Annotated in this window: 25 protein-coding genes; 11 read left to right on the plus strand and 14 right to left on the minus strand. The window is 64.5% G+C overall.

Annotation, left to right across the window (positions count from 1 at the left end; genetic code table 11):
* Positions 1-208: 208 nt before the first annotated feature.
* Entirely contained in the window at positions 209-511 is a 303-nt protein-coding gene (locus MPARV_RS0119465) for a nucleotidyltransferase family protein (protein ID WP_020379447.1), read from the plus strand.
* Positions 512-585: 74 nt separating this feature from the next.
* Here the strand turns inward: MPARV_RS0119465 and MPARV_RS21795 are convergent, their stop codons facing one another.
* The gene (locus MPARV_RS21795) at positions 586-1,662 is read right to left on the minus strand and encodes an IS3 family transposase (protein WP_081582462.1); all 1,077 of its coding nucleotides are present in this window, start codon (positions 1,660-1,662) and stop codon (positions 586-588) included.
* Positions 1,602-1,913: a hypothetical protein gene (locus MPARV_RS23235; RefSeq protein ID WP_020379449.1), complete on the minus strand. Its 312-nt coding sequence runs from the start codon at positions 1,911-1,913 to the stop codon at positions 1,602-1,604. Before MPARV_RS23235 ends, MPARV_RS21795 begins: the two co-directional genes overlap by 61 nt.
* Positions 1,914-2,125: 212 nt before the next feature.
* Here MPARV_RS23235 and MPARV_RS0119480 point away from each other — a divergent pair, with 212 nt between their 5' ends.
* The 6 genes from MPARV_RS0119480 (at position 2,126) to MPARV_RS0119505 (ending at position 5,907) form a co-directional block, all read left to right on the plus strand.
* The gene (locus MPARV_RS0119480) at positions 2,126-2,791 is read left to right on the plus strand and encodes a hypothetical protein (RefSeq protein WP_020379450.1); all 666 of its coding nucleotides are present in this window, start codon (positions 2,126-2,128) and stop codon (positions 2,789-2,791) included.
* A gap of 287 nt (positions 2,792-3,078) precedes the next feature.
* Positions 3,079-3,306 carry a DUF433 domain-containing protein gene (locus tag MPARV_RS0119485; protein ID WP_031279452.1) on the plus strand — a complete coding sequence of 76 codons (228 nt, stop codon included), beginning with the start codon at positions 3,079-3,081 and terminating at the stop codon, positions 3,304-3,306.
* Positions 3,303-3,680 carry a DUF5615 family PIN-like protein gene (locus MPARV_RS0119490; protein ID WP_020379452.1) on the plus strand — a complete coding sequence of 126 codons (378 nt, stop codon included), beginning with the start codon at positions 3,303-3,305 and terminating at the stop codon, positions 3,678-3,680. Before MPARV_RS0119485 ends, MPARV_RS0119490 begins: the two co-directional genes overlap by 4 nt.
* A gap of 78 nt (positions 3,681-3,758) precedes the next feature.
* A complete protein-coding gene (locus tag MPARV_RS0119495) occupies positions 3,759-4,976 on the plus strand; it encodes an IS4 family transposase (protein WP_012231293.1) in 1,218 nt (405 codons plus the stop codon).
* A 387-nt stretch (positions 4,977-5,363) separates the two neighbouring features.
* On the plus strand, positions 5,364-5,615 hold the full coding sequence (locus MPARV_RS0119500; RefSeq protein WP_020379453.1) for a ribbon-helix-helix protein, CopG family: 252 nt from the start codon (positions 5,364-5,366) through the stop codon (positions 5,613-5,615).
* Entirely contained in the window at positions 5,602-5,907 is a 306-nt protein-coding gene (locus MPARV_RS0119505) for a type II toxin-antitoxin system PemK/MazF family toxin (protein WP_020379454.1), read from the plus strand. The genes MPARV_RS0119500 and MPARV_RS0119505 overlap by 14 nt, the downstream gene beginning before the upstream one ends.
* A gap of 325 nt (positions 5,908-6,232) precedes the next feature.
* On the opposite strand, the gene MPARV_RS0119510 is transcribed toward MPARV_RS0119505, so the two are convergent.
* Positions 6,233-6,421 carry a hypothetical protein gene (locus MPARV_RS0119510; protein WP_020379455.1) on the minus strand — a complete coding sequence of 63 codons (189 nt, stop codon included), beginning with the start codon at positions 6,419-6,421 and terminating at the stop codon, positions 6,233-6,235.
* Entirely contained in the window at positions 6,418-6,681 is a 264-nt protein-coding gene (locus MPARV_RS0119515; RefSeq protein WP_020379456.1) for a hypothetical protein, read from the minus strand. The genes MPARV_RS0119510 and MPARV_RS0119515 overlap by 4 nt, the downstream gene beginning before the upstream one ends.
* 399 nt (positions 6,682-7,080) lie before the next feature.
* Between MPARV_RS0119515 and MPARV_RS24015 the strand changes: the two genes are divergently transcribed.
* Together MPARV_RS24015 and MPARV_RS0119525 are read left to right on the plus strand one after the other, a co-directional pair.
* On the plus strand, positions 7,081-7,683 hold the full coding sequence (locus MPARV_RS24015) for an ABC transporter ATP-binding protein (protein WP_157789747.1): 603 nt from the start codon (positions 7,081-7,083) through the stop codon (positions 7,681-7,683).
* Positions 7,680-10,001 (plus strand): hypothetical protein, encoded by a 2,322-nt coding sequence (locus MPARV_RS0119525; protein ID WP_020379458.1) that lies wholly within the window; start codon positions 7,680-7,682, stop codon positions 9,999-10,001. Before MPARV_RS24015 ends, MPARV_RS0119525 begins: the two co-directional genes overlap by 4 nt.
* 699 nt (positions 10,002-10,700) lie before the next feature.
* Here MPARV_RS0119525 and MPARV_RS23245 read toward each other — a convergent pair.
* The 3 genes from MPARV_RS23245 to MPARV_RS25065 form a co-directional block, all read right to left on the minus strand.
* The gene (locus MPARV_RS23245; protein WP_020379459.1) at positions 10,701-12,470 is read right to left on the minus strand and encodes an S-layer homology domain-containing protein; all 1,770 of its coding nucleotides are present in this window, start codon (positions 12,468-12,470) and stop codon (positions 10,701-10,703) included.
* 378 nt (positions 12,471-12,848) lie between these two features.
* Positions 12,849-13,286: a response regulator gene (locus MPARV_RS0119535; RefSeq protein WP_081582464.1), complete on the minus strand. Its 438-nt coding sequence runs from the start codon at positions 13,284-13,286 to the stop codon at positions 12,849-12,851.
* Entirely contained in the window at positions 13,249-13,461 is a 213-nt protein-coding gene (locus tag MPARV_RS25065; protein ID WP_031279460.1) for a response regulator transcription factor, read from the minus strand. The genes MPARV_RS0119535 and MPARV_RS25065 overlap by 38 nt, the downstream gene beginning before the upstream one ends.
* Positions 13,462-13,573: 112 nt before the next feature.
* On the opposite strand from MPARV_RS25065, the gene MPARV_RS0119545 reads away from it, so the two are divergent.
* Positions 13,574-16,357 carry a DEAD/DEAH box helicase gene (locus MPARV_RS0119545; protein WP_020379461.1) on the plus strand — a complete coding sequence of 928 codons (2,784 nt, stop codon included), beginning with the start codon at positions 13,574-13,576 and terminating at the stop codon, positions 16,355-16,357.
* Positions 16,357-17,193, plus strand: coding sequence for an SWIM zinc finger family protein (locus MPARV_RS21805; protein ID WP_020379462.1), 837 nt, complete (start codon positions 16,357-16,359; stop codon positions 17,191-17,193). The genes MPARV_RS0119545 and MPARV_RS21805 overlap by 1 nt, the downstream gene beginning before the upstream one ends.
* An 18-nt stretch (positions 17,194-17,211) precedes the next feature.
* Here MPARV_RS21805 and MPARV_RS0119555 read toward each other — a convergent pair whose 3' ends face one another.
* From MPARV_RS0119555 to MPARV_RS0119590, 7 genes are all read right to left on the minus strand, one after another.
* The gene (locus MPARV_RS0119555) at positions 17,212-18,072 is read right to left on the minus strand and encodes an ABC transporter permease (RefSeq protein WP_012227853.1); all 861 of its coding nucleotides are present in this window, start codon (positions 18,070-18,072) and stop codon (positions 17,212-17,214) included.
* Entirely contained in the window at positions 18,069-19,043 is a 975-nt protein-coding gene (locus MPARV_RS0119560; protein WP_012227852.1) for a daunorubicin resistance protein DrrA family ABC transporter ATP-binding protein, read from the minus strand. The genes MPARV_RS0119555 and MPARV_RS0119560 overlap by 4 nt, the downstream gene beginning before the upstream one ends.
* A 46-nt stretch (positions 19,044-19,089) precedes the next feature.
* Positions 19,090-19,737, minus strand: a complete 648-nt coding sequence (locus MPARV_RS0119565) for a PadR family transcriptional regulator (RefSeq protein ID WP_020379463.1) — start codon at positions 19,735-19,737, stop codon at positions 19,090-19,092.
* Between the two features lie 172 nt (positions 19,738-19,909).
* A complete protein-coding gene (locus MPARV_RS23250) occupies positions 19,910-20,425 on the minus strand; it encodes a PepSY domain-containing protein (RefSeq protein WP_020379464.1) in 516 nt (171 codons plus the stop codon).
* A 269-nt stretch (positions 20,426-20,694) separates the two neighbouring features.
* A complete protein-coding gene (locus tag MPARV_RS0119575; RefSeq protein WP_020379465.1) occupies positions 20,695-22,461 on the minus strand; it encodes a molybdopterin-dependent oxidoreductase in 1,767 nt (588 codons plus the stop codon).
* A 265-nt stretch (positions 22,462-22,726) separates the two neighbouring features.
* Positions 22,727-24,607, minus strand: coding sequence for an APC family permease (locus tag MPARV_RS0119585; RefSeq protein ID WP_012227845.1), 1,881 nt, complete (start codon positions 24,605-24,607; stop codon positions 22,727-22,729).
* Positions 24,608-24,780: 173 nt separating this feature from the next.
* Entirely contained in the window at positions 24,781-26,103 is a 1,323-nt protein-coding gene (locus MPARV_RS0119590) for a cation:proton antiporter (RefSeq protein ID WP_012227843.1), read from the minus strand.
* Positions 26,104-26,106 lie beyond the last annotated feature (3 nt).

A 26,106-nucleotide genomic window follows, 5' to 3' on the forward strand; every position in this document is an offset into this window, starting at 1 on the left:
CGTGACACCACGAAGGGGTCGAAGTGTTGCGCTGCCCACTCAAGCGGACCTGGACAATCTGGGCACATTGTGTGTGGGGCTGGCCGCGCGGCTTTCGGTCGGCACGGCGGCAGCGCGCGGCTTGTCACCCCGGGTGGAGATGATGACATCGACCGGGCTTTTGCTGAATTCCTTCCTGCAAGGTCAGGCGGTGGCGTAGGTTCTGACCATGGACGCCGCTTCCGTGACCTTGCCGTCGTTGGTCAGCGCCCACCGTGCCGACATCGAGAACCTCGTCCGCCGACACCGGGGTCGTTCGATCTCGTTATTCGGATCTGTCGCTCGGGGTGAGGCCAACGCTGAGAGCGACATTGATTTCCTGGTCGAGTTCGAGCCGACGAGTTCGTTGCTCGATTTGATCCATCTCGAAGAAGCGCTGGGCGATCTGCTCGGCGTCGAAGTCGACGTGGTATCAGCGGGTGCTCTGTTGGATCGCGACGACGAGATACGGCGCGACGCGCTGCCGTTGTGAGTCGGTCCGACGACCAACTCATCGGAGCCTGTCAATAGTTGATTGCCGGTTTTCTTGGTTGTCGGTTGGGTGGTTCAGCGGGTGTGTAGTTCGGTGGGGTTGATCCACACCCGTTCGGGCTGGTGGGGCGGGTGTGGCCGCCCGTTGGGGAACCGCTCCGGGTGCGCCTGGAAGGCGGCATCAAGGACGGCCTGACGGGCGATGTCGATCCGTTGACCGTGCCCGCCGTGACGATCAGCGGGGGTAAGCATCCCGATGCCCGAATGATGATGCTCGTTGTTATACCAGCCAAAGAACTGTTCGCAGTGAGCGGTCACCTCCGCGAGCGTCTCAAACGTTGTGGGCCAGTCCGGCCGGTACTTCAACGTTTTGAACGCAGCCTCCGCGTGGGGGTTGTCGTTGGACACCCGCGGTCGTGACAACGACCGGCGCACACCGAGAGTGTCGTACAGCTCGGCGAGCGTCCCCGAGGTCATCTGGGCGCCCCGATCCGAATGGACCTCCAACTGGTGACGTTCGATCCCTTCCCGGGCTGCGATGGTGGCGATCAGCTTCTCGGCGATGGCAGCGGTTTCCTCGATGTCGACACACCAGCCAACCGCTTTACGGGACCACAAGTCCATCACCAGATACAGGTAGAACCACACCCCCTTGGCCGGGCCCGGGATCCGGCTGATGTCCCATACCCACACCATGTTCGGTGCGGTCGCGACCACCCTCGGCCGAGGGTGGCCCTGACGGGGGTTCCCTTGGCGGCGTTGCCCATTGAGGCCACGATCCCTCAGGATCCGGTGCATCGTGGACGGTGAGCACAAGTAGATACCGTCATCGAGAATGGTGACGAACACCTCGTCGACACCAACATCCACAAACTCCTCCGAACACAACGTGTCGACCACCTCCTGTTCCTCCTCGTCGGTGAGTTTCGCCGGGTGCGGACGTCTGGGTTTCCCGGTCGCCCTCGATGGGCGCTCGGGCAGTTCGCCCCGCTGTTTCTGGGCGTGGTGACGCCACGTTCTCGGGGCCACACCAAACGCTTTCGCAGCCAACTCGGCCCCGACCCTCTCGGCCCACCCTTCGATGTTGGTGACTAGAACTTCGGGGAGTTCGCGCTGCCGTGGACACTCACGTCGACGTGCAGCGCCAAGCATTTTCCCTGGGTCACCACCAGCTCCTCGAGGGCGCGGTTCCGGTCCTTGGCCCGCTCCAGCTGCGCTTCGAGTTCCCGCACCCGGATCTTCGCCTTGTCCTTCCCCGTCGCTTTCGGGCCAGGACGTTTGGTGCCCAACGTGCCGGCGTCGATCTGTTGGCCCCACCGCCACACCAACGACTGATACACACCCTCACGGCGCATCACCTCACCCCGCCCGGTCGGGGTGTCAGCAGCCCGATAGGCCGCCACAATCCTCTCCTTCTCTGCCACCGGCCACGACCGGCGGGACCTCACATCAACACGAGTCGATTCTGTTGCCATAATGCTTCCTCCTGGGAGCGTCTCTCCCGGCAACACCTATTCTCCCTCATAACGCTTGGGAGGCATCGCAGGAGAAGCCACTACCTCTCAATCCGCGCCAAGCTGATCAAACGAAAGCAGCTCTTGAGTCCGGCGCGGAGGTGTACACAAAGGTTGGGTACGAGGGAGGTGAGGTCAACGTCTCTATTGCCACCGTTGCGTTCCTTGATGGCGAGTTCGCGTTCGTCGGTGAATGCAAGTTCGGGATGGTCACGGCTCCCTTCCAAGGGCGATTTGGGGAGCGGTCCACCGACGTCGCTCGAGCCATCGTGGGAGTGGACAGTCAAACAACCGAGTCACTTCTTGCAGACCCCTCCGCACCACCAGAGCAGGTGACGATATTGAACCCGGCGAGGACCGACCCAAGCGTGCTCGCAACCTTGGAGCTGGCGAGTTTCAACATCCCGGATCTGCCCGAGAGCTGGGTCGGCCCGTACACCGTGTGCACTCGAATCGAGCTGGGGTGGTCAGACTGCGTTGGCCTGTCCTCGCCCGACCTGGCAGCGGTGCCAGTCGCTGCCTACATCGATCCGACTAACCCGAGAGTCGAGACGTTCCTTGTTGATGAGAGCGCCAACTTGCAGGCACCAATTTCCCAACTGGCTGCGATTGATGTGCCTTTAGAGCTTCTCGGTACCGTCGGTGATGGCCGCACTGCCCAACTGAGTCTCGAACTACCGATTGGGTCGAGTGTTGCGGCGGTAATGGACCGTCCGGAAAGCGGTGTCGAAGGGGCCTCGATAGTTGCCAAAGCGACGGGATCATGAGTGAAGACCCGACCGGTCCGTAGGGCCGACTGGCCAACGCAACCCCCAATGTTGCCGTGAAATTGCGGCGCCACGATGGGGCCGAATTGTGACACCTATCGTCTCAGTTGTTGGAGGTTCTGTTGCGCTGTAGACGGGTACTGCTCGTGGACGCTGCCCTTGTTAGCCAGCGCTGATTGCCGGAAGCCGGACGGCACGTCCCCGAAGTGATCGTTCTTCTGATCTGGGTATCGAGCCTTCGCCCCGGTGCGGGGCCACAGGAGCGAGGGTCGGAGTAGCCTGAGCGCATGGTCTTCACCAGGATCACCTCAGACCCAACCACGATGGCTGGCGTCCCTTGCATTCGAGGTTTGCGTTTTCCCGTAGCGACTGTCATCGCGATGGTTGCCGATGGCATGACCAACGAAGAGATCCTCGCTGAGCATCCTGATCTTGAGGCCGGGGACATCACCGAAGCGCTCAAGTTCGCAGGGCTTGCTGTGCAGGAACGTCAGTTGCCACTCCTCTCGGCGTGAGGTTTCTGCTCGACCAGAACGTCTCACCGGTCCTAGTCGGCTTGCTGGCCGAAGCCGGGCATTCCGCTGAGCATCTGCGAGATCTGGGTTTGAGCCGGGCTCCAGACCACGAGGTGCTCGCCACGGCAACAACGACAGGCGCTGTGCTCGTCTCATCAGACACCGACTTTGGTGAGCTGCTTGCTCGTTCCAACGCAGCAGGGCCGTCGGTGATTCTGTTAAGACGTCAGGAAGACCGCCGAGCCGACGACATCGCCGCGCTGATCATCGCCAACCTCGACGCGGTGGCCGACGATCTCTCGGCCGGAGCTCTCGTCGTCCTCGACAACGAGCGAATCCGGATTCGGAGTCTTCCGTTCCGACCTGAGAACTAGCTGCCCGCCAGCGCGTCGCGCTGAGGGGGCTACCCCCAATACCGTCCAGTTAGGGTCACATTGGTGTAGTTTGGGTGGATGCCACGTGCTGGACAGTTGAAGCCCGAGTCGGATCGTCGTTTGTCGGATTTGGTGTCGGTGGGGGTGTTGATGAGGGCGTTCCCGCCAGATGCTGTTGATCGGGTGATCTTGGAGGCGGGTGCGAAGGAGCAACGCCACCGGGCGTTACCGGCGTGGGTGATGGCCTATTACTCGATGGGCATGGCCCTCTACGCGGACGGCTCGTATGTGGATGTGTTGGCGTTGTTGACCGACGGGTTGTCGTGGACTTCGGGGTGGGAGGACGCCTGGAAGTTGCCGACGAAGTCGGCGATCTCCCAGGCCCGTCAACGTCTTGGGTCCGCGCCGGTGGAGCAGTTGTTCCGTCAGGTGACCGGCCCGCTCGCAACGGTTGATACGCCGGGGTCGTTTTTGGCTGGCCGTCGTTTGGTCGCGATTGATGGGACCACGTTCGATCTTGATGACAGCCCGGCCAACGACGGGTTCTTTGGGCGGCCGGGGGTGAACAAAGGCGAACGGTCCGCGTTCCCCCAGGCCCGGGTTGTTGCGGTCGCTGAGTGTGGCACCCACGCGATGTTCGACGCGGAGATCGGTGTGTACTCGGCTGGTGAACGCGAACTGGCCGGGCCGTTGATCGACCGGCTGGCCCCGGACATGATGCTGCTCGCAGATCGCGGTTTCTACAGTGCTGCGTTGTGGCAACAGGCCGCATCGACCGGTGCGGATCTGTTGTGGCGGGTCTCGAAATCGATCAAACCCCGCCCGGTTGAGGAACTCTGCGACGGGTCGTGGGTCGTGGAGATCCGCCCACCGAAAACCCCTGGGATCAGCCGGGGCAAGGCGTTCCGGGTTCGGCTGATCGATTACACCGTCGACAACCATACCGGCCAAGAACCCTCGGAGATCCGGCTGTTCACCACCGTGATGGACCCGGGCGACATCGGAGCCCAAGAACTCGCTGTGGCGTACACCCAACGATGGGAGATCGAAACAGCTTTCGACGAGTTGAAAACCCATCAGCGCGGAGCGAGGGTGGTCCTCCGGTCGAGGTCGCCGGACATGGTCCACCAAGAGATCTGGGGGCACCTGTGTTGCCACTACGCCATCAGAACGTTGATGTGTGAAGCCGCCCACCACGCCGGCCGAGACCCGGACCGGGTCTCTTTCGTTGCTGCCATCAACATCGCTCGTGCCACCATCGCTCAACCGGGCGACTTTCCCCCCTCAGCACACTGAAAGCCGCTGGACCCAAGCAATCCGCAGGCTCGCCCACCGGCTCAACCCGCCCCGACGGCTCCGCACCAACCCACGGGTCGTCAAACGCAAATACGTCAGCTGGCACGTCAAACGCGTCCGCCACGCACTCTGGCCCCAACCCGACGGCCCACCCCTCATCACCATCCTCCCTTAACTGGACGGTATTGGGGCTACCCCCCCTTTCGAGAACCGCACACCCGTGAATGGGTGCCCCCGGCCGCGGGTTCCCCACCGCATAACCGCGAGCCTGAATGGAGAAGCCCGCGCCGCATAGCCGGCGATATGTCCGGTTTGGGTGCTCGGTATCACCGATTCTGGGTGGACGGGAACCTTGCAGCGCCCCGTCATACGCTATACCCTGGACGTATGACAATGATCAGCTTCAGAGTTGACGACAACGAAGCAGACGCAGCGCAGCGATGGGCCGACGAACTGCGCATCGACAAATCTGAGCTTCTCCGCGAGGCACTTCATCGTCACCTCAGCCGGCTCGCCTCCGAACATGATGCCGAAAGATGGTTGGAGACTCCACTGTCAGCCGACGAGTCGGCAATCGGCCAGGTGGCCGATTGGGGACCCGCCGAGGACTTCTCGGACTGGGCCGATGCAACACGGTGAGATCTGGTTCGCAGAAACGCCCGGCGGGGACCGCCCGGTGTTGGTACTCACCCGAGATCCAGTGGCTGATCGCATTGGGTCAGTCGTGGTGGCGGCCATCACGCGAACCGTCCGCGGCCTGGTCTCTGAGCTCGACCTGAACCCCGGCGACGGCGTCCCAACCGACTGCGTCGTCAACTTCGACAACATCCACACCATTCCGCGTTCCGCATTCCGACGACAGATCACCCAGCTCGAGCCATCACGGCTGAGGCAGGCATGCCAAACGTTGCGCGACGCCACCGGGTGTTGACCCAGCCGATGGGCACCCGGTAATTCCGGTCCGGGTCACCTGGCGTGCCACCCGGGAACCGGCGAGTGTTGCGCCGCCGGTCAAGTGAGCGGCCCCTCATAACGCTCACCGGTCCCGAACCTCCGCCCTTCACCGGTGTCTCAAATACGAAGGTTTTTGAGACAGGCCAAGGTCCGGCCGTTCGGCCCAACTATGGCGCCGCCGAACCGGCGCATTCTGGCTGCTGGCGACTGGGACTATGCAGTGTTAGGGAATGGCTGTTCATCGCACGTCCGGCGACAATGCTGCGCCGCCTGTGTAGCGACGGTCCCTCGTCAAAGTGCGGTCAGAGTCCCGTTTCGCAGTCGTCGGCTGCTGCGTCGAGTTCGGTGGTGGTGAGCTGGCGGCCTTTGAGGGTGACGGCTGTGCCGTCGGTGTCGTAGAGGTACCCGTTGGCGTCGGCCAGCATTGTTCCGTAGGGGTACAGCGGCGTTTCGGGTGTCGGCCTGGGTGCTGTTGGTGCGGTGGTGCTCATAGGTATTTGGCCCGTGTGCCCGGGCGGAGCCTCATCGAGTGGATCACTCGGTATGCAGTATCGGTCGGAATGTGGACGATTTCCAGTAGCGATCCGCTGCGGTCGGGTCCGATGACGAGTATCCGATTGTGAGGGCGTCGGGGTGGTTCGGCGTCGAGATGAAACTCGTAGAGCGCGTTGTTGATGGCGTGGAGGGTGTCGTCGATGTCGATGTGGTGCCGGAGTGCAGAGGGGGCGAGTTCGTAACGCGGATCGGTCATAACGGGTGCTCAGCTGACCATACGGGCGAACATGGGGGCGAGTTGCCTGCACCTATCGACCAAGGTCGGCTGGCGACCCTTCTGGCAACGGTACTGACCGATCACGGGTGATCGTGTTCGTGCGCCGACCCTGGCTCAGCCTCGGTGAGGTCCGTGTCAGGCTAATCCCGAACCTCGATTTCGGTCTGAGTCTCGGCGACGACGTCGCCGGTGCTGCTATCGGTTGCGGTGATCCGAACTGTGGTTGTTCAGTCCTAGAGTGGATTGCCTGGCGCCTTCTGCAAGGAAGACGACCCCTGGCTTGGAGGGAAACCCATCGGTCGTTCATGTGTGGTAGTCGCTCGGGGGCTTCGAGCTGATTTCGGCAAGGCGCACGTTCTCGCTGGGTGTGATCTCGTTGTGGGCGCTGGTGAGTCCGTTGCTGTTCGGGGGCCGTCCGGGAGCGGTAAGTCGACGTTGTTGAATGCATTGGCCGGTCTTGTTCCGAGTTCTGCCGACGAGCTTGTCGTCTGCGGCATGGATGTGAGTCGGTCAACTTCTGCGAAGCTTGATGATTTGCGGCTTCGCAGGATTGGCTACGTGCTGCAGGATGGGGCGTTGTTTGAGGAGCTCAGCCTGACGGCGAACGTGGCATTGCCGCTTCGTCTTCAGGGGGTTGATCGGTCCGAAGCGGATGGCCGGGCCGAGGAGTGGCTCGGTGCGCTTGGGTTGATCGAGGAAACCGTCCGTCTTCCGGGTGAGTGTTCGGGCGGCGAACGTCAGCGGGCTGCTGTGGCTCGCGCCTTTGTCCACGGTCCGAGTTTGGTGCTGGCCGACGAGCCGACCGGTGCTTTGGACCGTCGAACGAGCGAGCTGGTGGTCGATTCGATGGTGGAACAGCAACGACGATCGGGTGCGGCCATGGTTGTGGTGACCCATGATGATGCGGTTGCTGAGAGAATGGACCGAATTGTCGATCTGTTTTCGGGGGTGTTGACGGCCAGGTCGGAGTCGGCGGGGTGACCGATCCGACAGGTGTGAAGGGTCGCCTCAACAGGGTGCCGGTTGGGGGCCGCTATTTTGTTCGGTGGGGTTGGCGTTCCGGTTGGCATCAGTTGGCTGTGCGGTCGTCGTCGGCGTGGACAACGGTGCTAGCGGCGTTTCTGGTGGCCTTGGCGATAGCTGCGCTGGCGGTGATCCCAGGCGCTGTTTCGGAGCGGAGTGCCCGCTCTGTTGCTCGTACTCCAGGCGAGAACGCTGGAGCGGTCGCCGAGCCACCATTGTTCCGCTTTCAAATCGTGACGACGATCGACGACGACGAACCGGTCACGGTCGTGACGCTGGCCGGACTGAGTGACGATGCTCCGAGTCCTCCCGGGCTGGTGCGGTTCCCTCGTCCGGGAGAGGTGTTTGTTTCTCCTGGTCTGGCCGAGCGAAAGACTTCTGATCGGTGGGGACCCGCAGCGGGGGTGATCCAGCCCGAGGGGCTGGTGTCACCCAATGAGCTGTTCGTCTACCGAGGAGTCGAACCGGAATCGCTTGTCGATACGAGCCAGGTGGCGGTCTTGGTCGACGAGGGTGCCGTGTCGGACGGGCACGGTTTCGGCAACGCTGCGAGCAGCAATCCAGGGGAAGGGCCCGACGCTGTAGGAATCGCGATCGGCTGGTGTGTGGCGATCGGCGCGCTTCTGATGATTCCGTTGATGGGCGTCTTGATCTCGACAATGCGTCTCGACGCCGACCGGCGAGACCGAAGAACCGCAACGCTTCGAATCATGGGGCTGAGCAGCCGACGAATCATGACGATGCAAACGGCGGAGCAATTCCCCGCGCTGGGTCTCGGAACGGCAGCGGCAGCGCTGACAGTCCTCGTCTGCGGCCGCCTACTCGGGCCGTTGGGCATCAGCGGGGTGAGCTGGTACCCCAGCGACGTGCTCGGGTCGCCAGCCGCTCTCGTGCTCATGGGGGTGTTCACGCTGTGCACTGCAGCGACCATGGCCGTCGCGTTCGCTGTCACGCTGGTCCCAGCGATATCGAACCCGCTGCGAGCACGTCGCAACCAACGAAACGTCCGAAGAATTGGGCCGCGGCTGCTGCTCCTCGGGCTCAGCGTGACCGGAATCATCATGTTCCTCGCGCTGACTTCGGGAACCAACAAACGCGGTCTGGCCGTGATCAAGGAGTTGGACGAACAACGATTGCTTGCCGTGGTACTTCTCATCGTCCTTGTCGGGATCGGATTCCTTGTCGGCATTCCGGCGGTGCTGACGCTGGTCGGGCGCCGCCTCTCCCGAACCTCACGCCGCTGGTCCTGGCAGATGGCCGGCAGCCAACTTCAAGCAAACCCCTCCGAGGTCTCGAGGCCAGTGGTTTCGCTGGTCTCCCTCGCATGCTGGATAGCACTCACCCAGTCTCTCGGTCTCGTCATCACCGACATCCTCCCCTACCTCAACGACGCTGAACCTGGACAGCTCATCACCTATGGCGACCTACCCACAGAACTCGACCCTGCCCTCTTCAGGACACAGCAGGCGGATTTCACGTTCGCATCGCCGACCTCTCAGAGCTTTGAGGTCGAGCCGACCATCGCCTTTACGACCTGCCGTGCGCTGGCGACGACCGGCACGACCGTTCCGTGCGCAGATCGGGACGTCTTCTGGACTCAACCACCAGAGTTCTTTGGGATCGACCCGACCGGTCCGTCCATCGCTCTTGGGCCAACCGGGACCATCGAACGCCCGACGAAGGTTCTGGTCGATGGCCGCCCAGCGAGCCCGAACCAGAAGTGGATCACCGAACGCTCCAACATCGTCGCAATCATGGCCCCTCCCGAACTACCACCAGCCGATATGACGCTGGAGACGGCCCACATTCTTACGCTCACCGATCTATCGGCCAGGACGGAGACAGCGGCACGCGCACAGATCGAACAATCGGCGATGAAGCGAGACATCTCCTCGGAACGTCTCACCAATGCTCTCTATTGGAGAGGACAGGTACTCCGCCCTAGCGCTCTCACGGCTGCCAAGCTGCTCGGATTTCTGCTCGCCGCAGCGACGGTCCTGATCACTCTCCGCTCAACCAAGACAGCCGACCACGAAACCCGAAACGGGTTGTCAATCCTTGGAGCATCACCCCACCAACGATCCCAGCCACTGCGAGCACGCTGGCTCGTGGTCAGCGTCGTCGCCACCTCCGCCTTGTTCACTACGTTGCTCGTCGACCTCGCCATCGATCGGGTCAACTTCACGCCGCTCGGAATCGAAGCCAGTTCGTTGGCGCTGTATCTCGCCCTCTTCGCATTCATCACGCTGGCGAGCTGGCCGAACAAACGAAATTGACGCTAAGGCAGGGGCGGCGGGCGTCACTGACGTCGCGATGTGCGAAAGCCAATCGGGACGGGCACTGACGGACCGGCTGAGCTAGTAGCCGGCGTCCTTCTACCAACTCGGCGTGGTTCCGGTGATGGTGACGGCTGTGCCGTCAAGCACCCGGGTCGCCATAGCGATGACCGAACCGGGCCGTAGCTTTCGACGCCTGCGCCTCTCTCGTTGTACAGAAACCGACCTTTCCTGTCAGCGCCCCCGTCTCACAAACGAAGGTTTGTGAGACGGTCCAAGGCGCGGCCGCTCGGCCCAACTACGGCACCACGGAACCGGCGCCGCCCGCTCACACCTCGAAGGACTCAGATGGGTCACCAAGCGGGAGCCGCCGGCGGGGGTGGCGCTGCCGGCGGAAGCCAATTGCTGCCACTGGCATTGCAGTCGCTCTCCCACGCAGAGGCCGTTGTGATCGGTGACGTCGCTGGTGTGCTCGCTTCCCTCATCGGCGGGTATCCCTTCGACGGCGGTGCCGTCGAACCCGCTTTTGGTCGTGCCGGGCGCTGCCGAGTGTCGCGCGTGCCTACCAGCTGGTCGCTGGTGGCGGCGGTCTCCGGGCACAACATCGACAACTACCTGGCCGGGAGCTCCTTCATGAGCTCCAACGTTTTGGTGTGCGGCGTGGGGTGCACGGTCTCCTCGGGGTGGTCGACGTCCTGGCTACAGGCCGGTGACGGGTGTCGGGGTGAGGCGTTTGGTGGTGGTGCCGTCACCGAGCTGGCCCTCGACATTGGAGCCCCAGCATTTGGCGGTGTTGTTGGTGATGGTGGCGCAGGTATAGAGCCCGCCGGCTGTGATGGTGGTGACGTCGATGAGCCCGGTGACGGGTTTGGGGGTGGTGCGCTCGGTGTACTCGGTGCCGTCGCCGAGCTGGCCGTACGGGTTCCAGCCCCAGCATTGGGCGCTGCCGTTGTTGATGGTTGCGCAGGTGTGGTCGTTGCCGGCTGCGATGGTGGTGGCGTTGGTGAGGCCGGTGACCTGTGTGGGGGAGGTGCGCATCGAGGTGTCGCCAGATTTGGGGCTGCCGAGTTGGCTGTAGAGGTTGGAGCCCCAGCATTTGGCGGTGTTGTTGGTGAGGGTTGCGCAGGTGTGACGGGCGCCGGCGGAGATGGTGGCGACGTTGGTGAGCCCGGTGACGGTGGTGGGTGTGAGGCGGTTGGTGGTGGTGCCGTCACCGAGCTGACCCTTGCTGTTGTTGCCCCAGCATTTGACGGTGTTGTTGGTGAGGGTTGCGCAGGTGTGCCCCTCAAGGGAGGCCCCGGCGCCGGTGATTGACGTGACGTTGGTGAGCCCGGCGACGGGTGTGGGTGTGAGGCGGTCGGTGGTGGTGTCGTCACCCAGCTGGCCGTACGTGTTGTAGCCCCAGCATTTGACGGTGCCGTTGGTGGTGAGCGCGCAGGTGTGGTTGCCGCCGGCGGTGATGGCGGTGACATTGCGAAGGCCGGCGACGGGTGTGGGTGTGTTGCGGTCGGTCCCGTTGACGTTCTCGAGGCGGGCTGTGCCCCAGCATTTGACGGTGCCGTTGGTGCTGAGAGCGCAGGTGTGGTTGCCGCCGGTGGTGATTTCGGTGACATTGCGGAGGGCGATCACGGGTGTGGGTGTGTTGCGGCCGGTTTTGGTGCCGTCACCGAGCTGACCGTAGTGGTTGTAGCCCCAGCATTTGGCGGTGCGGTTTGGTTTCACAGCACAGGTGTGTTCGTTGCCGGCGTCCATGCTGAGTTTGGGGGTTGGGCTGGACGGTGCGCAGGCGTTGGCCCACAGGAACTGGGCCATCTGGGCACGGGTCACCCTCGCGTTGGGGGAGTACTTGCCAGGGCCGGTGCCTCCGGTGATTTCGGCTTCGACGAGCCATGCGATGGCGGTGTTGGCCCAGTGGCTGGTCGGAACGTCGGTGAACCCGTGGGAGGCTGTGGGTGCGGGTTTGTCGGCGTTGGTCCACAAGAACTGGGCCATTTGGGCACGGGTCACGCCCGCGTTTGGTGAGTACTTGCCAGGGCCGGTGCCTCCGGTGATGCCGGCTGTGACCAGCCATGCGATGGCGGTGTTGGCCCAGTGGCTGGCTGTGACGTCGGTGAACCCGTGGGAGGCTGTGGGTGCGGGCTTGTCGGCGTTGGCCCACAAGAACTGGGCCATTTGGGCACGGGTCACGCCCGCGTTTGGTGAGTACTTGCCAGGGCCGGTGCCTCCGGTGATTTTGGCTTCGACGAGCCATGCGATGGCGGTGTTGGCCCAGTGGCTGGTCGGAACGTCGGAGAACCCGTGTGGAGCCGGCGCAGAACACGATGCGTCGCTCACAACCCGGGATGCTGCCGGAGCAGCCGGAGCGCCTGGAGCCGCTGGAGCAGCGCCGGCCGGCACACCCAGCCCGAAGGCGGCGATGCTGACCAGCAAGGCCATGGACATCCAGATACGAGACAGACCGTCGCTCATGTTGAGCTCCCCTCAAATGTGATGACCCGTATCTCTAGCATCGAACGCAAGTTGTGTCACGTCGTTCATATTTTCGGGTGCTGCCGGCATGGTGGTAACGACTCGGTTCCGGTCCGGATTCTCGGTGAGGATCAGACCTGATCCTCACCTGTCGGCTGTTTCAACTGGTGGTCGTCTCAAATACGACCGTTAACGAACGCTGGTGAAGGCGGCTTCTGAAAGCCGCAGGGGCACCGGCTCGAAGTGTTCATAACTCGTGCGCGGAATCAACGTCTCACTACCCCCCCACCCGACCCGGTATTGATACGGTCGCCCGATGGTCGACGGTCACCTTCTCGGGTACGCACGGGTCTCGACAGCCGGACAAGACGCGACCGGTCAGATCGACGCGCTGAACGCTGCCGGCACGGTATCCACGTCGGTGCCATCGACGATTCCCACGTAGAGCGAGCTCATTGAACGCGATGGAGGCGTCTTGTCGTTGGGGGCCTGATCGTCGGGTCCGCCGGCAGCCCCTCCCGAACGGCCGAAGTCGTCGAAGTCCCGGATCGGGCCCACTGCAGCGGTCAGTTGACGGTCAACCTGGCTCAGCAGGTTGTTCTCGGTGATCTTGGTGATGGCCACCCTGACGACGCCCAGCATGACGGCGATGACTGCGATGCCCGCCCGGGTCACCCGATGGGCGTCGTCATCCAACAACAGGTCGGCACACACCATGATGGAGTCGTCGGCCCGCGCCATGCCGGAGCGGCAAAACAGCACCGGCACCTGCGAGCCGTTAGCCAGCAGGCGGCGGCACAACTCGAAGCCGTCCAATCTCGGGCATCATGACGTCCAGCACCACCAGGTCGGGCCCCAGCATGCCAACCCTGGCCAGCGCGTCACGCCCGTTGTCCACCGGGGTGACATCGAAACCGTTGTGGCTCAGCGCCGCGTCCAGCATCGATCTCAGGCTGTCGTCGTCCACCAGGAGCAGACGCTCAGCACTCATCGCTCGATCCTGCCAACTCGACCTGGGTGTTTCCTGAGAGCCCACCGTGAAGATGCCGACAACCGCAGCCCAATGGGCGTTCGTCAGAAGTCGGGTGCCAGGATGTGAGGTGATGGCGACCAAGGCGACCGGCAGCCACGGTGACGATGACCCAAACCCCGGCGGGAAGGTCAGCGTCGGCGACGGACCATTGAAGCCGAACGACGAACGGGTGGCCGCCGTGGCCCGCTCGCTGGTGGACGCCGGCCGCTTCGTGCCCGCGCTGGAGGCCGACCCCAACGGGGGCGGCCTGGCGACCTGGTGGCCCCTTCCGGGCGTGGGTGACCGGAACATGGTCGCAGCACTGGTGCTTGAGGATTCGATGGAGGGTCACGCTGCGGCGGCTTCGGCGCTGGCCCGGGCCACCGACCTGGAGGTTCGACGCAGGCTCGCGGCCGGCGGGCATGCGCTGGTGCCCCCTCGGCCCGGACGACGCACCGTGCCTCACGCCTGGATTGAGGCGCTCGGCCGCCCCGACCCCGCGTTGCCGAGCGGCATCGATCCGGAGCGGGTCGCAGCGCTGGCCAACCGGATCGACGAGTGGATCGCCACCGGCGCCGACCGCGCCACCCGGGTTCGACTGGCCATCCGGGTGCACGAGCCTCCGACCGGCGCCAGAGGCAACGCCGCAACCGCTTGGCGCCTAGAGCTGCTGGCCCAGGATTCCGAGGAAACCAGCCTGCTGATCTCGTTGGCCGACCTGTGGGATGACCGCTCGGTGTTCGGACCCGATGGCATCACCGAGCTGCTCGGTCAGCTGGGCCGGGCAGTGCGTTTGGCCGTAGAGCTGGCGCCGGTGCTCGACGAGGCCGCCCCGACCGAACTCAGCGTCGACACCGCGGCGGTGCTGGCCATCGCCGAGCGGGTCGAGCCACTGGCCGAGGTGGGCGTGGCGGTGTTGTTGCCGTCGTGGTGGACCACCCGCCCCAAGCTCGGCCTCCGAGCCAAGGCGGCGAGCCCGCCCGGCGTGGTCACCCAGTCGGGGTTCGGCCTCGAGACCCTGGTTTCCTTCCGCTGGGAGGCGGCGCTGGGCACGCTCAAGCTGACCAAGGCCGACCTCAAGCGTTTGGAGGCGGCCGCCGCCGCCAAGTCGGAACTGGTGCGAATACGCGGCCAGTGGGTGCAGGTCGACCCCGACCGGGTGGCCGCCCTGGTGGCAGCGGTCGGCACCGAGGGCCAGGCGGATGCCACCGAGTTGCTGCGGGCTCACCTGGGGCTCAGCAGCCTTGACGCACCCGACGGCATCGAGGTCGACGGCGTGACCGCCACCGGTTGGCTCGGCGAGCTGCTCGACGACGCGTTGGCGGGCACCGTCACGCCGGTGGAGCACCCGCCCGGGTTTCAAGGCACGCTCCGCCCCTACCAGCAGCGGGGGGTGGGCTGGCTGGCGTTCCTCGGGCGGTTGGGCCTCGGTGCCTGTCTGGCCGACGACATGGGGCTGGGCAAGACCGCTCAGCTCATCGCCACCGTGTTGGCCGATCCGGTGCCGGGCCCGACCCTGGTGATCGCACCGGTGTCGGTGTTGGGCAACTGGCAGCGGGAGATCGGACGGTTCGCACCCGAGCTCTCGATACTGTTGCATCACGGCGGCGGGCGTCACGATGACAGCGTCTCGTTCGCCAAGCGGGCGGCGGCCATCGACGTGGTGCTCACCACCTATTCACTGGTGGCCCGAGACGCCGATCATCTGGCTGAGGTCGCGTGGGGGCGGCTGGCGCTCGATGAGGCCCAGCAGGTCAAAAACCCCCGCACCAAGGCTGCCAAAGCGGTTGCGGCCATTCCAGCCACTCGGCGGATCGCCCTCACCGGCACCCCGGTGGAGAACCGCCTGGCCGAGCTGTGGTCGCTGATGAACGTGCTCAACCCTGGCCTGCTGGGCACCATCACCTCGTTCACCAAACGCTTCGCGGGCCCCATCGAGCGCGACGGCGATGAGGAGACCACGGCGCTGTTGCGCCGCATCACCGGACCGTTCGTGCTGCGGCGCCTCAAGTCGGATCGCAGCATCATCGACGACCTGCCGGACAAGATCGAACAGACCGAGCTGTGCACGCTGACCCACGAGCAGGCCACGCTGTACCAGGCGGTGGTCGACGAGCTGTTGGAAGCCGTTGACGAACTGGACAAACGCCTCGATCGCCCAAACCGGCCCACGAAGCCCGGGCGCAGGCATCAGGCGGGCGGCACACCCGGGCAGGCGACCGATGCCGACGACGCCATCGCCCGACGTGGCCTGGTGTTGGCCGGCATCACCAAGCTGAAGCAGATCTGCAATCACCCAGCTCACTTTCTGGGCGATGGCTCGGCACTCGGCGACCGTTCGGGCAAGCTCAACCGCACCGAGGAGTTGCTGGACGAGATCATCGACGTGGGCGACAAGGTGCTGTGCTTCACCCAGTACACGGCCTGGGGCGACCTGCTGGCCGAGCACTTTGCTCGCCGCTACGGGATCGAACCGTTATGGCTCCACGGTGGCGTGCAGCGCAAGCGTCGAGACGAAATGCTCACCGCGTTCGAAGACCTCGACGGCCCTCCGATCTTCCTGTTGTCGCTCAAGGCGGGCGGCACCGGGCTGAACCTCACTGCGGCCAGCCACGTGATCCACCTGGATCGCTGGTGGAACCCGGCCATCGAGGACCAGGCCACCGACCGCGCCTATCGCATCGGGCAGCGTCGTGCGGTCGACGTGCACAAGTTGGTGTCGATGGGCACCATCGAGGAGCGAATCGACGCCATGATCAACGACAAGCGGGCGCTGGCCAAGGCGGTCGTTGGCACCGGCGAGGGTTGGGTGACCGAGCTGAGCACCGAGGACCTACGCGGCGTGATCTCGCTGCGCGACCGGGAGGTCGGCTGATGGCACGCAGGGGTTGGGACGACCGATGGCAGCAGTACCCGGCATCCAAGCCGCTGCCCGCCGATGGCATCGCCACGTCCAAGCAGCGCGGGGCCATGGCCGACAACTGGTGGTCGGAGCGCTTTGTCACCATGCTGGCCGGCTACGGGCTGGGTGGGCGCATGCAACGGGGCCGTCGATATGCCCGCAGCGGACAGGTGCTGTCTGTGGAGGTGAACCCCGGCATGTTGGTGGCGCAGGTTCAGGGGTCGCGCCGCACGCCCTACGCGGTCACCGTGCGTTGTGACGAACCCACCGCCAAGTCGTGGGCTGCGCTTGAGGCCATCCTGGCATCGCAGGTGCGTTTCGCCGCCGGACTGTTGGCCGGGGAGGTGCCGCCCGAGTTGGAGTCGGCGTGCGCCGACGCCGGGTTCGCTCTGTTCCCCGACACCTGGGCCGACCTGCGGGCCACCTGCTCGTGTCCCGACTGGGAGAACCCGTGCAAGCACATCGCCGCGGTGCTGTACGTGTTCGCCGATCAACTCGATGATGACCCGTGGTTGTTGCTGGAGTGGCACGGTCGAGGCCGTGACGAACTGCTGGCCTTCCTGCGACATGGAGTCACCGAAGCAGCTGCGCGTTCCGATGGGCTGCCTCCATGGTGGCCGCTCGTTCCAGGGAGGCTGGGCGTTCGAAGCGGGCCGCTCCACCTGCGAGTCGCGCCGCCGCCCGACCCGGCGCATCGTGTGTTGGCCCGCCTCGGCGAACTCGGCATCGAGGCGGCCGGTACTTCGGTGGACGCACTGCTGGCCGCCGCCTACGAACCAATCGTCACGGCCGACCCGACCGACCCGTGACCCTGGGCGTCCGGGCGTTTAGCGGCGGCGGCCGAAGCGAAGGGTGGCGATGGTGGCGAACACCAAGGCGATTCCAGCGCTCCAGATCAGGCTGAGCACCACCCAGTAGGTGGTGGTGTGGCCGATGCCGATCACACCGGTGCCGCCCACCATCAGCGACCTCACGGCATTGATGATCACCGAGATCGGCTGGTTGGCGGCGAAGGGCTGCAACCACCCCGGCATCGATGACACCGGCACGTTGGCGCTGGAGATGAACGAGAACGGGATGATCAGCATCGACATGCCCTGGGCGGCCTGAGCGTTACCCGACACCAGGCCGAGCACGATGAAGATCCACGAAAACGCCGCTGCCGCCACGATGATCAGCCCAAACCCGGCCAGCACGTGGAGCACCGAACCAGCGGGACGAAACCCGACCGCAAAGCCGATGATGGCGGTGGTGAGAACGCCCCATGCCACCAGGCTGGTGTCGGCGATGGATCGCCCAACCATGATGGCCGAGCGGGGCACGGGCAATGACCGCATGCGGTCGTACACCCCGGAGGCCGAGTCCTCGGCCACGCCTGAGGCGGCGCCCATACCCGTCCAGAGAATCACGGTGACCAGAAAGCCGGGCACCAGGAAGTTCACGTACGAGACGGCACCACCGGTGGAGATGGCACCGCCGAACACGTAACGGAACATGAACAGGAACATGGCACCCTGAACGGTGCCCATAATGAGCACCTGCGGGGTCCGGAAGAACTGCAGCACCGTGCGGCGGGCCGATTCGATCGAGGTCACGCCAAACCCCGCTCCGGTGGTTGCGGGGCGTTCCGTCCGGGGGGCGGTCAGGTTGGCCGACTCGACCGGGGCTGTGGTGGTGGCGACGCTCATGCTGCGGCTCCCTCGTGGGTGGTGGTGGTGTCGTCGGCGGCGGGTCGGCCGGTCATTTCAAGGAACACCTCGTCCAACGTGGGACGGCGTTTGGCGATGTCGTCCAGTTCGATGCCGCTGTCGTTGACCGCCCGAACAACCGCAGCAAACTGGGCGGCCTCGTCCACGGTGGCGGTGACCTGGCGGGCGTTGCCGTCGGTGTTGACGTCGTGGTCGATGATCGACCCGACGATGGCGGCCACTGCGGCCAGGTCCTCCGGACGGGCCGGGTGAATCTCGATGACGTCGCGACCGGCACGACTCTTCAGCTCGTTGGGGGTACCCGAGGCGATCACCTTGCCGTGGTCGATGATGATCACGTCACGGGCAAGGTGATCGGCCTCCTCCAGGTACTGGGTGGTCAGCAGCACGTCGGTGCCGCCTGCCACCAGTTCGCGAATCGCATCCCACAGTTCCAGGCGACTGCCCGGGTCGAGCCCTGTGGTTGGCTCATCCAACAAGAGCAGCCGGGGGCTGCCCACCAGGCTGGCGCCGAGGTCCAGTCGTCGGCGCATCCCGCCCGAATAGGTGCGGACCAACCGATCCGCTGCGTCGGTCAGACCCAGCTTGGCGAGCACATCGGCGGCTGCCGACTTGGCCTCGCTGCGGCTCAGCCCGAAGAGACGGCCCACGTGCACGATGTTCTCCCGGCCGGTCATTGCCGGTTCCACCGAGGCGTACTGCCCGGCCAGACCGAGGATGGGCCTCACCTGCTGGGGATGGGCCACGGCGTCGATGCCACCTACCAACAACGTGCCGGCGTCGGGCTTCACCAGGGTCGCCACCGCCGAGATCAGCGTTGTCTTTCCGGCGCCGTTGGGCCCGAGCAGCGCCGTCAGGCAGCCGCTCTGGGCCACCAGATCCAGCCCGTCCATGGCGTGGGTGTCGCCGTAGGTTTTGCGAAGCCCGGTGGCTTCGATGATTGCGGTCATGTCGTTGTTCGTTTCTGTGGTGGTGGGCGAGGTCGGTGGATGGTGATCAGTGCGACGTATCGGGAAGTTGTTCCTGGGGGATCTCTCCGGCGTGAGACCCTCTGGAGGTGGCCCACTCCCGCCATTGGTCCAGCCCCGGAAAGGTGCCGGTGCTGAGTTCGGCAAGAAGGTTCTCGACGAAAACGAGTTCCGCCTGCTTGAGCGCCTCGACGTACTCGTCTTCCACCAGGAACAGTCGCGGCAGATTGAATGCTTCGGCGGCGGCAGCCCGCCCCGCGGCCAATTTTGCAATGTCACCCTTCAGCGCTCCGATCCGTTGTCGAAACAGACGGATCACGTCGTCAGGATTCATCGCGCCGATCAGCGAGAGCGCCGCCTCGAACCCCACGTACTCCTTCACCGGGCGGGCCACGAGGTCGGCCAGCCAGTCCTGTGCCTCGAAGACGCCGTCGTCGGTGATGCGATACACGGTGCGCTCGGGACGGCGACCCTCCCGCTCCACTTCGACCGCCTCGACATATTCGTTTCGTTCGAGGGTTTTCATGACGGAGTAGAGCGATCCGAAGTTCAGGCGCATGCTTTGGTCGTGACGGCGACACTTCAAGGTCTGGGCAATGTCGTACGGGTGACGGTCCTCGTCAAACAACGTGACCAGGGCTGCGAGCGCCAGGGGGTTGTTTCGACGACGCGCCATAACCGAAGTGTAATACTCGACTTCGGATAGTTCACATGCGGCGCCAGGGAACCGCGCTGAAAGCCGCCGTTCCATGAAACTCCGCTTCGGAAGAGAACCCTCCTCGGCTGGACGCGCCTGACCGGCCGGGCACATGCCCGGCCGGTCATGGTGCAGGAGGAGCAGGTTGCGCTCAGTCGGCTTGCTGGGCGAGGACCCTGCCGTTGCCGGCATCCACGATCACCTCGGTGACGGTGCCGTCCTTGGCGGTCACGTCGACCTCATAGACCACGTTGCCGTGCTCCTCATCCAACTCGGGCTTGGCAGCGGTGCCCGGCACCTTGTCGGTCGCAGCCTTCGACGCGGCCTTCGCGTCGATCTTGGCCACCTTCTCCAACTTGGCCAGCTCGGCCTTGTCGGCCTTGGCCTCGTCGGCCTCGGAACCCTCTGCGCCCTCCGGCGCATCGGGGGTGACCGGAACCGTCACCGAACTGGTGTAGTTGGGCACCTCGTCGGCATCGTGCTGGTCATCCGACTTCGCCCCGACATCAACTCCTTCCGGCTTGGCAGCGGCATCGGGCGTCTCGACCGTGGTCGGGGGTTTTTGCTGATTGGTTGCCGCCGACGCCAATGTGACGCCTCCGGCGGTGAGACCCAGCCCGAAGAGGGACGAGTAGATGACCTTCCTGAACTTGTGAGTGGTTGCCACGATGGCTCCTTTGGGTGATACCGGGAGGTTCCGATGACGCCACCATGCGCCACCCATCCTGTGGCCACGCTGAAGGGACCCCCCGGCATCACCCCGCCTTCAGTCCAGCTTCAGGTTGCCAACCGGCCGGCCTCGCTTGGGGCGGGAACCCCCGTGGCCGCGCGACGGCATTGCTGCCGATCTCGAAGAACGTCACAGACGCTCGATGGGACGCCATGGGGTCGAGTACCCGCTGGGTTCTGCGGCTCAGCCGTTGCTTCGCCGTCCGGTCAGATCGACTGTCGGTAGCCGAAGAATTCATGGTCCTCGTTGTAGCCACCGAAGCCACCGCCCAGGTCTGAGAACTGCGACACAAATTCGATTCCGGCGACCCATTTCACCTGCTTGAACCCGAGTTGGACCTCGTTGCGCAAACGCAGTGGGGCACCATGGCCATAGGACAGCGGCTCATCGTTCATGTCGTAGGCCAGCATCGTGAGGTGGTATCGCATCTGCTCAATCGGGTGAGCGTCGTAGTACAACCCATGTTCGGGACCATCACCGAGGGAATAGAAGACAACCCAACGCGCCTCCGGGAGTGGCTCGACGAGATCCATGACCGAAGCCATGGAGACCCCTCCCCACTTGGCAACCCCCGACCACCCCTGGATGCAGAAATGCTGGGTGATCTGTTCGTGATGGGGCAGGGCTCGCAGTTCGTCGAGACTCAACTTGCGAGGGTGGCTGACCAACCCACCGATCCTCAGTCGATACTCCGCAAACCCGCCCGCCGCCAATGCCTTGTACTCCTCCGAAACGGGATACTCGCCGTTGTGCCAGAAATACGGGGAGATGTCGTGCTCGGTGTATTCACCCGGTGTGGCGTCCACGTGTTCGAACAGCTTCTCGGCTCCCCCGATCAGGGCGTACCCCACCCGCTGAACCACCCGGGGGTGACGCATGGTGAACGGTGACGCCGCCAGCCAGCCGACGATCACGACCACCATGGTTGCGGCGAACACGATGAAGCCGACCCAACTGGAATCGTCACGGAAGGCATAGATGTGATTGAGGTTCCGCAGGAGCCCCGTGGTGAAGACAAACGTCACGTGGACGACGATGAACACCAGGAACCACACGAAGACCAGGAAGTGCAGCGAACGCGCCACCTGGATGCTCATGAACTTGCTGACGCTCTTGAAGCGGGTGGACAGCGCCGGTGACATCCCGAGGCCGGTGATCATGGCGAGCGGCGCCGCTAGAAACACCGTGATGAAGTAGGCGACGAGTTGGAGGCTGTTATAGGCGACCCAACCGTTGTCGAGTGGCCAATCCAGCGACAGGTACTGGATCATCACCGACACCGAGTTGGGGATCACCGCCCACGAGGTGGGAACCAGGCGCCGCCAATGCCCGGTGGCAAACACCAGCACGTAGAAGACCAGGCCGTTGGCCAGCCACAGCGTGTCGATCCCGAGATGCCACCACCGGGCGAGCCCGATCGAGTGACGAATCCCTGGAAGGCCCACATAGGGAGGAAGACCCACCGAGTCGTCCTTGGCGGTCCACAGCGGGTCGGCCGGGACCGGTTTCTGGAACCTGAACCAGTCACGACCCGGCGTGCTGTGCCGGGTCCAGTACAGGCGAGGATGATCGCTCAGGATCTGGATGCCCGACCGGATGATGAAGATCATCAGGAAGAGGTTGAAAAAGTGCTGCACTCCCGCCCAGATCGGGAAGCCAGCACTACGACGCGCCCCCGCAGGTACCACCGTGCCCGGGTTTCGCGTGATGAAGTCCTGCACCGCTTCGGTATGACGCAGACCCTTGGCCGCCGCCACCGCCACGATCAACAGCCCGAACCCGATCGGCAACAACCACAGGAGGACGAACCAACGCTGACGCCCCAACCGCACCCGCGGAGTAATCCCCTTCGCCGTGGGTATCCCGCCTGCCCAGGTGACCGGATCGACGATCTCATCGCCGTGGCTCAACCGAGATCGCAGCGAGGAGGAACCTTCAGCAACCGGCGGTCCGTTGGTGGCGTCCTCAGTCATGATCAGCCATCGCGAAGAGGTCAAGCCTGACCCGCTGCAAGTTCGTTGAGATCACGATGATGGACGCTCCGATCGACCGTGGCCAGACACCCGAGTCGCGGAGCACCTTCGCCAGGATCGACAACGTGATGTGGTGGCTGACGGTCAACCTACCCACGCCCCCGGTTGGCGCGCCATCAATTCTGTTCAAGTCCATGCCTTGCCTCTTGGTGTCGGTGCGCACCGCTGTCGGTGCCACCGTGTCCCAGGCAGGAGCCGCTGCCGATCAGGAGGGCGGCGGCTCGGCCCGCACTCTGCGGGCGTGCACCGGCACGGTGATCACCACGGTTTTGGGCCGATCTCGCAGCCTCCGGGTGAGTGCCAGGGTTGATTGATTGTGCAGCATGTTGTCCCACCAGTGAGCCTCGACGTAGTCGGGGATCACCACGGTGGTCACATCGTCGTGGTCACGGCCCGCGATGCGGTCGAGGTGGGCAATCAACGGTCCGGCCAGCTCACGATACGGCGATGGAATCACCTCAAGGGGGAACTTCGGCCGGCGCTTGTCCCACTCGGCCCGTACCCGCTCGGCGCTCTCATTGTCCATGGAGACGTGCACCGCATGGAGATGGTCGGGCTTGAGCGTTCGGGCGTAGGCCAGCGCATCCAGCGTGCCTCGGTGCACCCCGCCCACCAGCAACACCACCGAGTTGCCGCTGAGTACCGGGGCATACCCGGCCCGCGGGCGGAGGTCCTCCCCCACCCGCCGGTAGTGCTCGTGCACGGTTCGGAAGAACACGACGATCAGCGGGATGAGCACCACGGGAATCCAGGCGCCGATGGTGAATTTGGACACCACCACCACGATCAGCACCACACCGGTCATCACGGCTCCCATACCGTTGATCACCACGTTGCGTTGCCACTTGCCCTCACGCAGCTTGAGGTGGTGGCGCACCATGCCGGTTTGCGACAGGGTGAACCCGGTGAACACGCCCACTGCGTACAGCGGAATCAGCGCCGAGGTGTCACCCTGGAAGACGACCAGCAGAACGACGGCCATCCCGGCCAGCACGATGATGCCGTTGGAGAACACCAGGCGGTCACCGCGGCTGACGAATTGGCGAGGGAGGTACCCATCTTTCGCCACGATGGAGGCCAGCCGGGGAAAGTCGGCGAAGGCGGTGTTGGCCGCCAACACCAAAATGGCGAAGGTGGCGAACTGTAGGAACAGGTAGGAGATCGATCCGTCACCGAACACGGCGCGGCCCATGGTGGAAAACAGCGTCTCGTCGGGCAACAGGGTGGGCTGCAACCGGTGGGCCAACAGCGACGTACCAAAGAATCCGACACCCAGGATGATGCCCATCCAGGTGAGGGTGGTGGCCGCGTTCTTTGCTTCTGGCTTCTTGAACGCCGGCACGCCGTTGGAGATGGCCTCAACGCCGGTCAGCGCCACGGCGCCCGATGAGAACGCTCGCAGCAGGAGCAGCGGGGTGAGCACCCCGAGTGTGGCGCCGTTGTCGGTCAGTTCGTTCAGAGCAGCCTGGTTCGGCGGCATCGGGGGGAGGCTGCCGGTGTAGGACCGGAAGAGTCCTGCGGTGATCAACGCCCCCAGGGCGACGATGTAGGCAAAAGTGGGACCGGCGAAGAGCTTCCCCGACTCGCGCAAGCCTCGCAGGTTACCGACGGCGATCAGCGTGATGAACCCAACGCATATTTCGACCCGATACTGATAGAGCGACGGATAGGCCGACGTGATGGCGGCAACACCCGCCGACACCGACACGGCCGCCGTCAACACGTAGTCGGACAGCAGCGAGGCGCCCGCCACCAACGCCGGCGTGATACCCAGGTTCTCCTTCGACACCACGTACGATCCGCCACCATTGGGGTAGGCATGAATGGTCTGGCGGTACGAAGAGATCACCACCAGCAACAAGATGCACACCACCACGGCGATGGGGATCAGGTCCTCCAGAGCCGCCAGTGCCACCACCGGCACCAGCACCCGGAGAATCTCCTCTCCCGCATAGGCAGTTGATGAGATGGCGTCGGAGGCCAAAACGGCCAGCGCCGTGGGTTTACCCAGGCGTTCGTGGCTTTCGGCGAACGACGCCAACGGCCGCCCGACCAGGCGGCGTTTGAAGGAACTCGGACGAGGCAAGGTGTGACCTCAGATTTTCAGTGGATGCAGGGGGTCCGCATGCGTTGGGAAACGCACACGAGCGGCGCTGCGCGTGAGCAACCAAAACCCTATCGCCGCCGCAGCGATCCACCGAGAGCGGCCGGGCCTTTTTCTGCCCGGTCGCCATCACGTTCCCAACGCAACGGGCGGGTCTACGGCTCGGGCGAAGCAACTTCGGTGCCGGGCACAACCGTGGGGACTCCTTCGCCTTCACTGCCGTAGAGGCGCTTGAGCACCGGCCCGGTCAGCGCCGTGGTCACCAGGGCCATCACCACGATCACCGTGTAGGCACGAGTGTCGATCACCCCGAGGGAGAGCCCAACGGTGGCGACGACGATCTCGAGGGCGCCGCGGGCGTTCAACGAGGCACCCAACCCCAGCGAGTCGCGCCGACCCACACCGCCGACCCGCCCGCCCACGTAGGAGCCCGCCACCTTGGCGACGGTCGCCGCAAGGGTCACGATGACCGCCCAGAACGCCACCTCTGGTTCAACCAGTTGGGTCAGGTCGACACGAACGCCGGCGATGGCGAAGAACAGTGGGGCAAAGATGCCGTTGGTCACCCACTCCAACGAACGAAAGCCCGTGCTGTGTGCCAGTCGGCTACCACCGATGGCGATACCGGCGATGAACGCACCGATCACCACCTCGATGCCGACGGCGTGGGTGATCGTCCCCACCCCGATCAGCGTGAGCACCACCAGGCTCACCTCGGCCGCCGGTCCACCCTCCCGCTCTTCCACAGCTTTGGCCACGCGGTCGAGCAGGGTCGGACCGAAGCGAATCACAACCAGCCCGGTCACCGTCACTGCGAGGACCGCGGTCACCAGCGGCGCCAGTTCAAACGACCCGGATTCGGCAATCCCCACCACCACCCCCAAAAGCAGCCAGCCAACGATGTCGTTCACCGTCGCAACCCCGAGGGCCACCTGAGCGAAGGGCCGATCCATCAAACCGAGGTCCGCAAGGATTCGAGCCGCCACCGGAAGGGACGAGATGGCGAACGCCACGGCAAAGAACATCAGGAAGACGGCCCGCGCTGCGCCTGCACCAACGAAGAAGTCGGGGAGCAGCGAGCCGACCAATGCTCCAACCGCCAGCGGGACACCCAGGCTGCCGACGGTCACCAGGATCGCCGCCCGACCCTGACTTTTGATCGTCGACAAGTCCACCTCGGCACCGGTCGTACCCAGCAGGAACACAATGCCCACCCATGCGAGGCCCAACAGCAGGCCAGACTGCCGCTCGCTCGCCGGGAAGAGCCAGGCAAACCCCCCAGGCCAGACCTGACCCAGCAGGGACGGGCCAAGCACCACCCCGGAAAGCAGCTCGCCGATGACACGAGGCATACCGGAGCGCCGAGCGGCGTAGCCACCGGCTCGGGCGAAGAAGAGCACCACCAGGATCTGACACCACAGAACCAGCAACGAATGCTCGTCCAGCGGGGGCAACGGGGTGACCGCAACCAGATGCATATC

It is taken from the genome of Candidatus Microthrix parvicella Bio17-1 (assembly GCF_000299415.1).
In the GTDB taxonomy this organism is placed as follows: Bacteria; Actinomycetota; Acidimicrobiia; order Acidimicrobiales; family Microtrichaceae; genus Microthrix; species Microthrix parvicella.

Excerpts from the sequence above, each read along its gene's own strand:
- MPARV_RS23245 (WP_020379459.1), bottom strand. The coding sequence starts at position 12,470 with ATGAGCGACGGTCTGTCTCGTATCTGGATGTCCATGGCCTTGCTGGTC.
- MPARV_RS0119465 (WP_020379447.1), top strand. The coding sequence starts at position 209 with ATGGACGCCGCTTCCGTGACCTTGCCGTCGTTGGTCAGCGCCCACCGT.
- MPARV_RS0119500 (WP_020379453.1), top strand. The coding sequence starts at position 5,364 with ATGACAATGATCAGCTTCAGAGTTGACGACAACGAAGCAGACGCAGCG.
- MPARV_RS0119505 (WP_020379454.1), top strand. The coding sequence starts at position 5,602 with ATGCAACACGGTGAGATCTGGTTCGCAGAAACGCCCGGCGGGGACCGC.
- MPARV_RS0119495 (WP_012231293.1), top strand. The coding sequence starts at position 3,759 with ATGCCACGTGCTGGACAGTTGAAGCCCGAGTCGGATCGTCGTTTGTCG.
- MPARV_RS0119560 (WP_012227852.1), bottom strand. The coding sequence starts at position 19,043 with ATGACCGCAATCATCGAAGCCACCGGGCTTCGCAAAACCTACGGCGAC.
- MPARV_RS0119555 (WP_012227853.1), bottom strand. The coding sequence starts at position 18,072 with ATGAGCGTCGCCACCACCACAGCCCCGGTCGAGTCGGCCAACCTGACC.
- MPARV_RS0119515 (WP_020379456.1), bottom strand. The coding sequence starts at position 6,681 with ATGACCGATCCGCGTTACGAACTCGCCCCCTCTGCACTCCGGCACCAC.
- MPARV_RS0119565 (WP_020379463.1), bottom strand. The coding sequence starts at position 19,737 with ATGGCGCGTCGTCGAAACAACCCCCTGGCGCTCGCAGCCCTGGTCACG.
- MPARV_RS0119485 (WP_031279452.1), top strand. The coding sequence starts at position 3,079 with ATGGTCTTCACCAGGATCACCTCAGACCCAACCACGATGGCTGGCGTC.
- MPARV_RS25065 (WP_031279460.1), bottom strand. The coding sequence starts at position 13,461 with ATGAGTGCTGAGCGTCTGCTCCTGGTGGACGACGACAGCCTGAGATCG.
- MPARV_RS21795 (WP_081582462.1), bottom strand. The coding sequence starts at position 1,662 with ATGCTTGGCGCTGCACGTCGACGTGAGTGTCCACGGCAGCGCGAACTC.
- MPARV_RS0119510 (WP_020379455.1), bottom strand. The coding sequence starts at position 6,421 with ATGAGCACCACCGCACCAACAGCACCCAGGCCGACACCCGAAACGCCG.
- MPARV_RS21805 (WP_020379462.1), top strand. The coding sequence starts at position 16,357 with ATGGCACGCAGGGGTTGGGACGACCGATGGCAGCAGTACCCGGCATCC.
- MPARV_RS0119545 (WP_020379461.1), top strand. The coding sequence starts at position 13,574 with ATGGCGACCAAGGCGACCGGCAGCCACGGTGACGATGACCCAAACCCC.
- MPARV_RS0119575 (WP_020379465.1), bottom strand. The coding sequence starts at position 22,461 with ATGACTGAGGACGCCACCAACGGACCGCCGGTTGCTGAAGGTTCCTCC.
- MPARV_RS0119590 (WP_012227843.1), bottom strand. The coding sequence starts at position 26,103 with ATGCATCTGGTTGCGGTCACCCCGTTGCCCCCGCTGGACGAGCATTCG.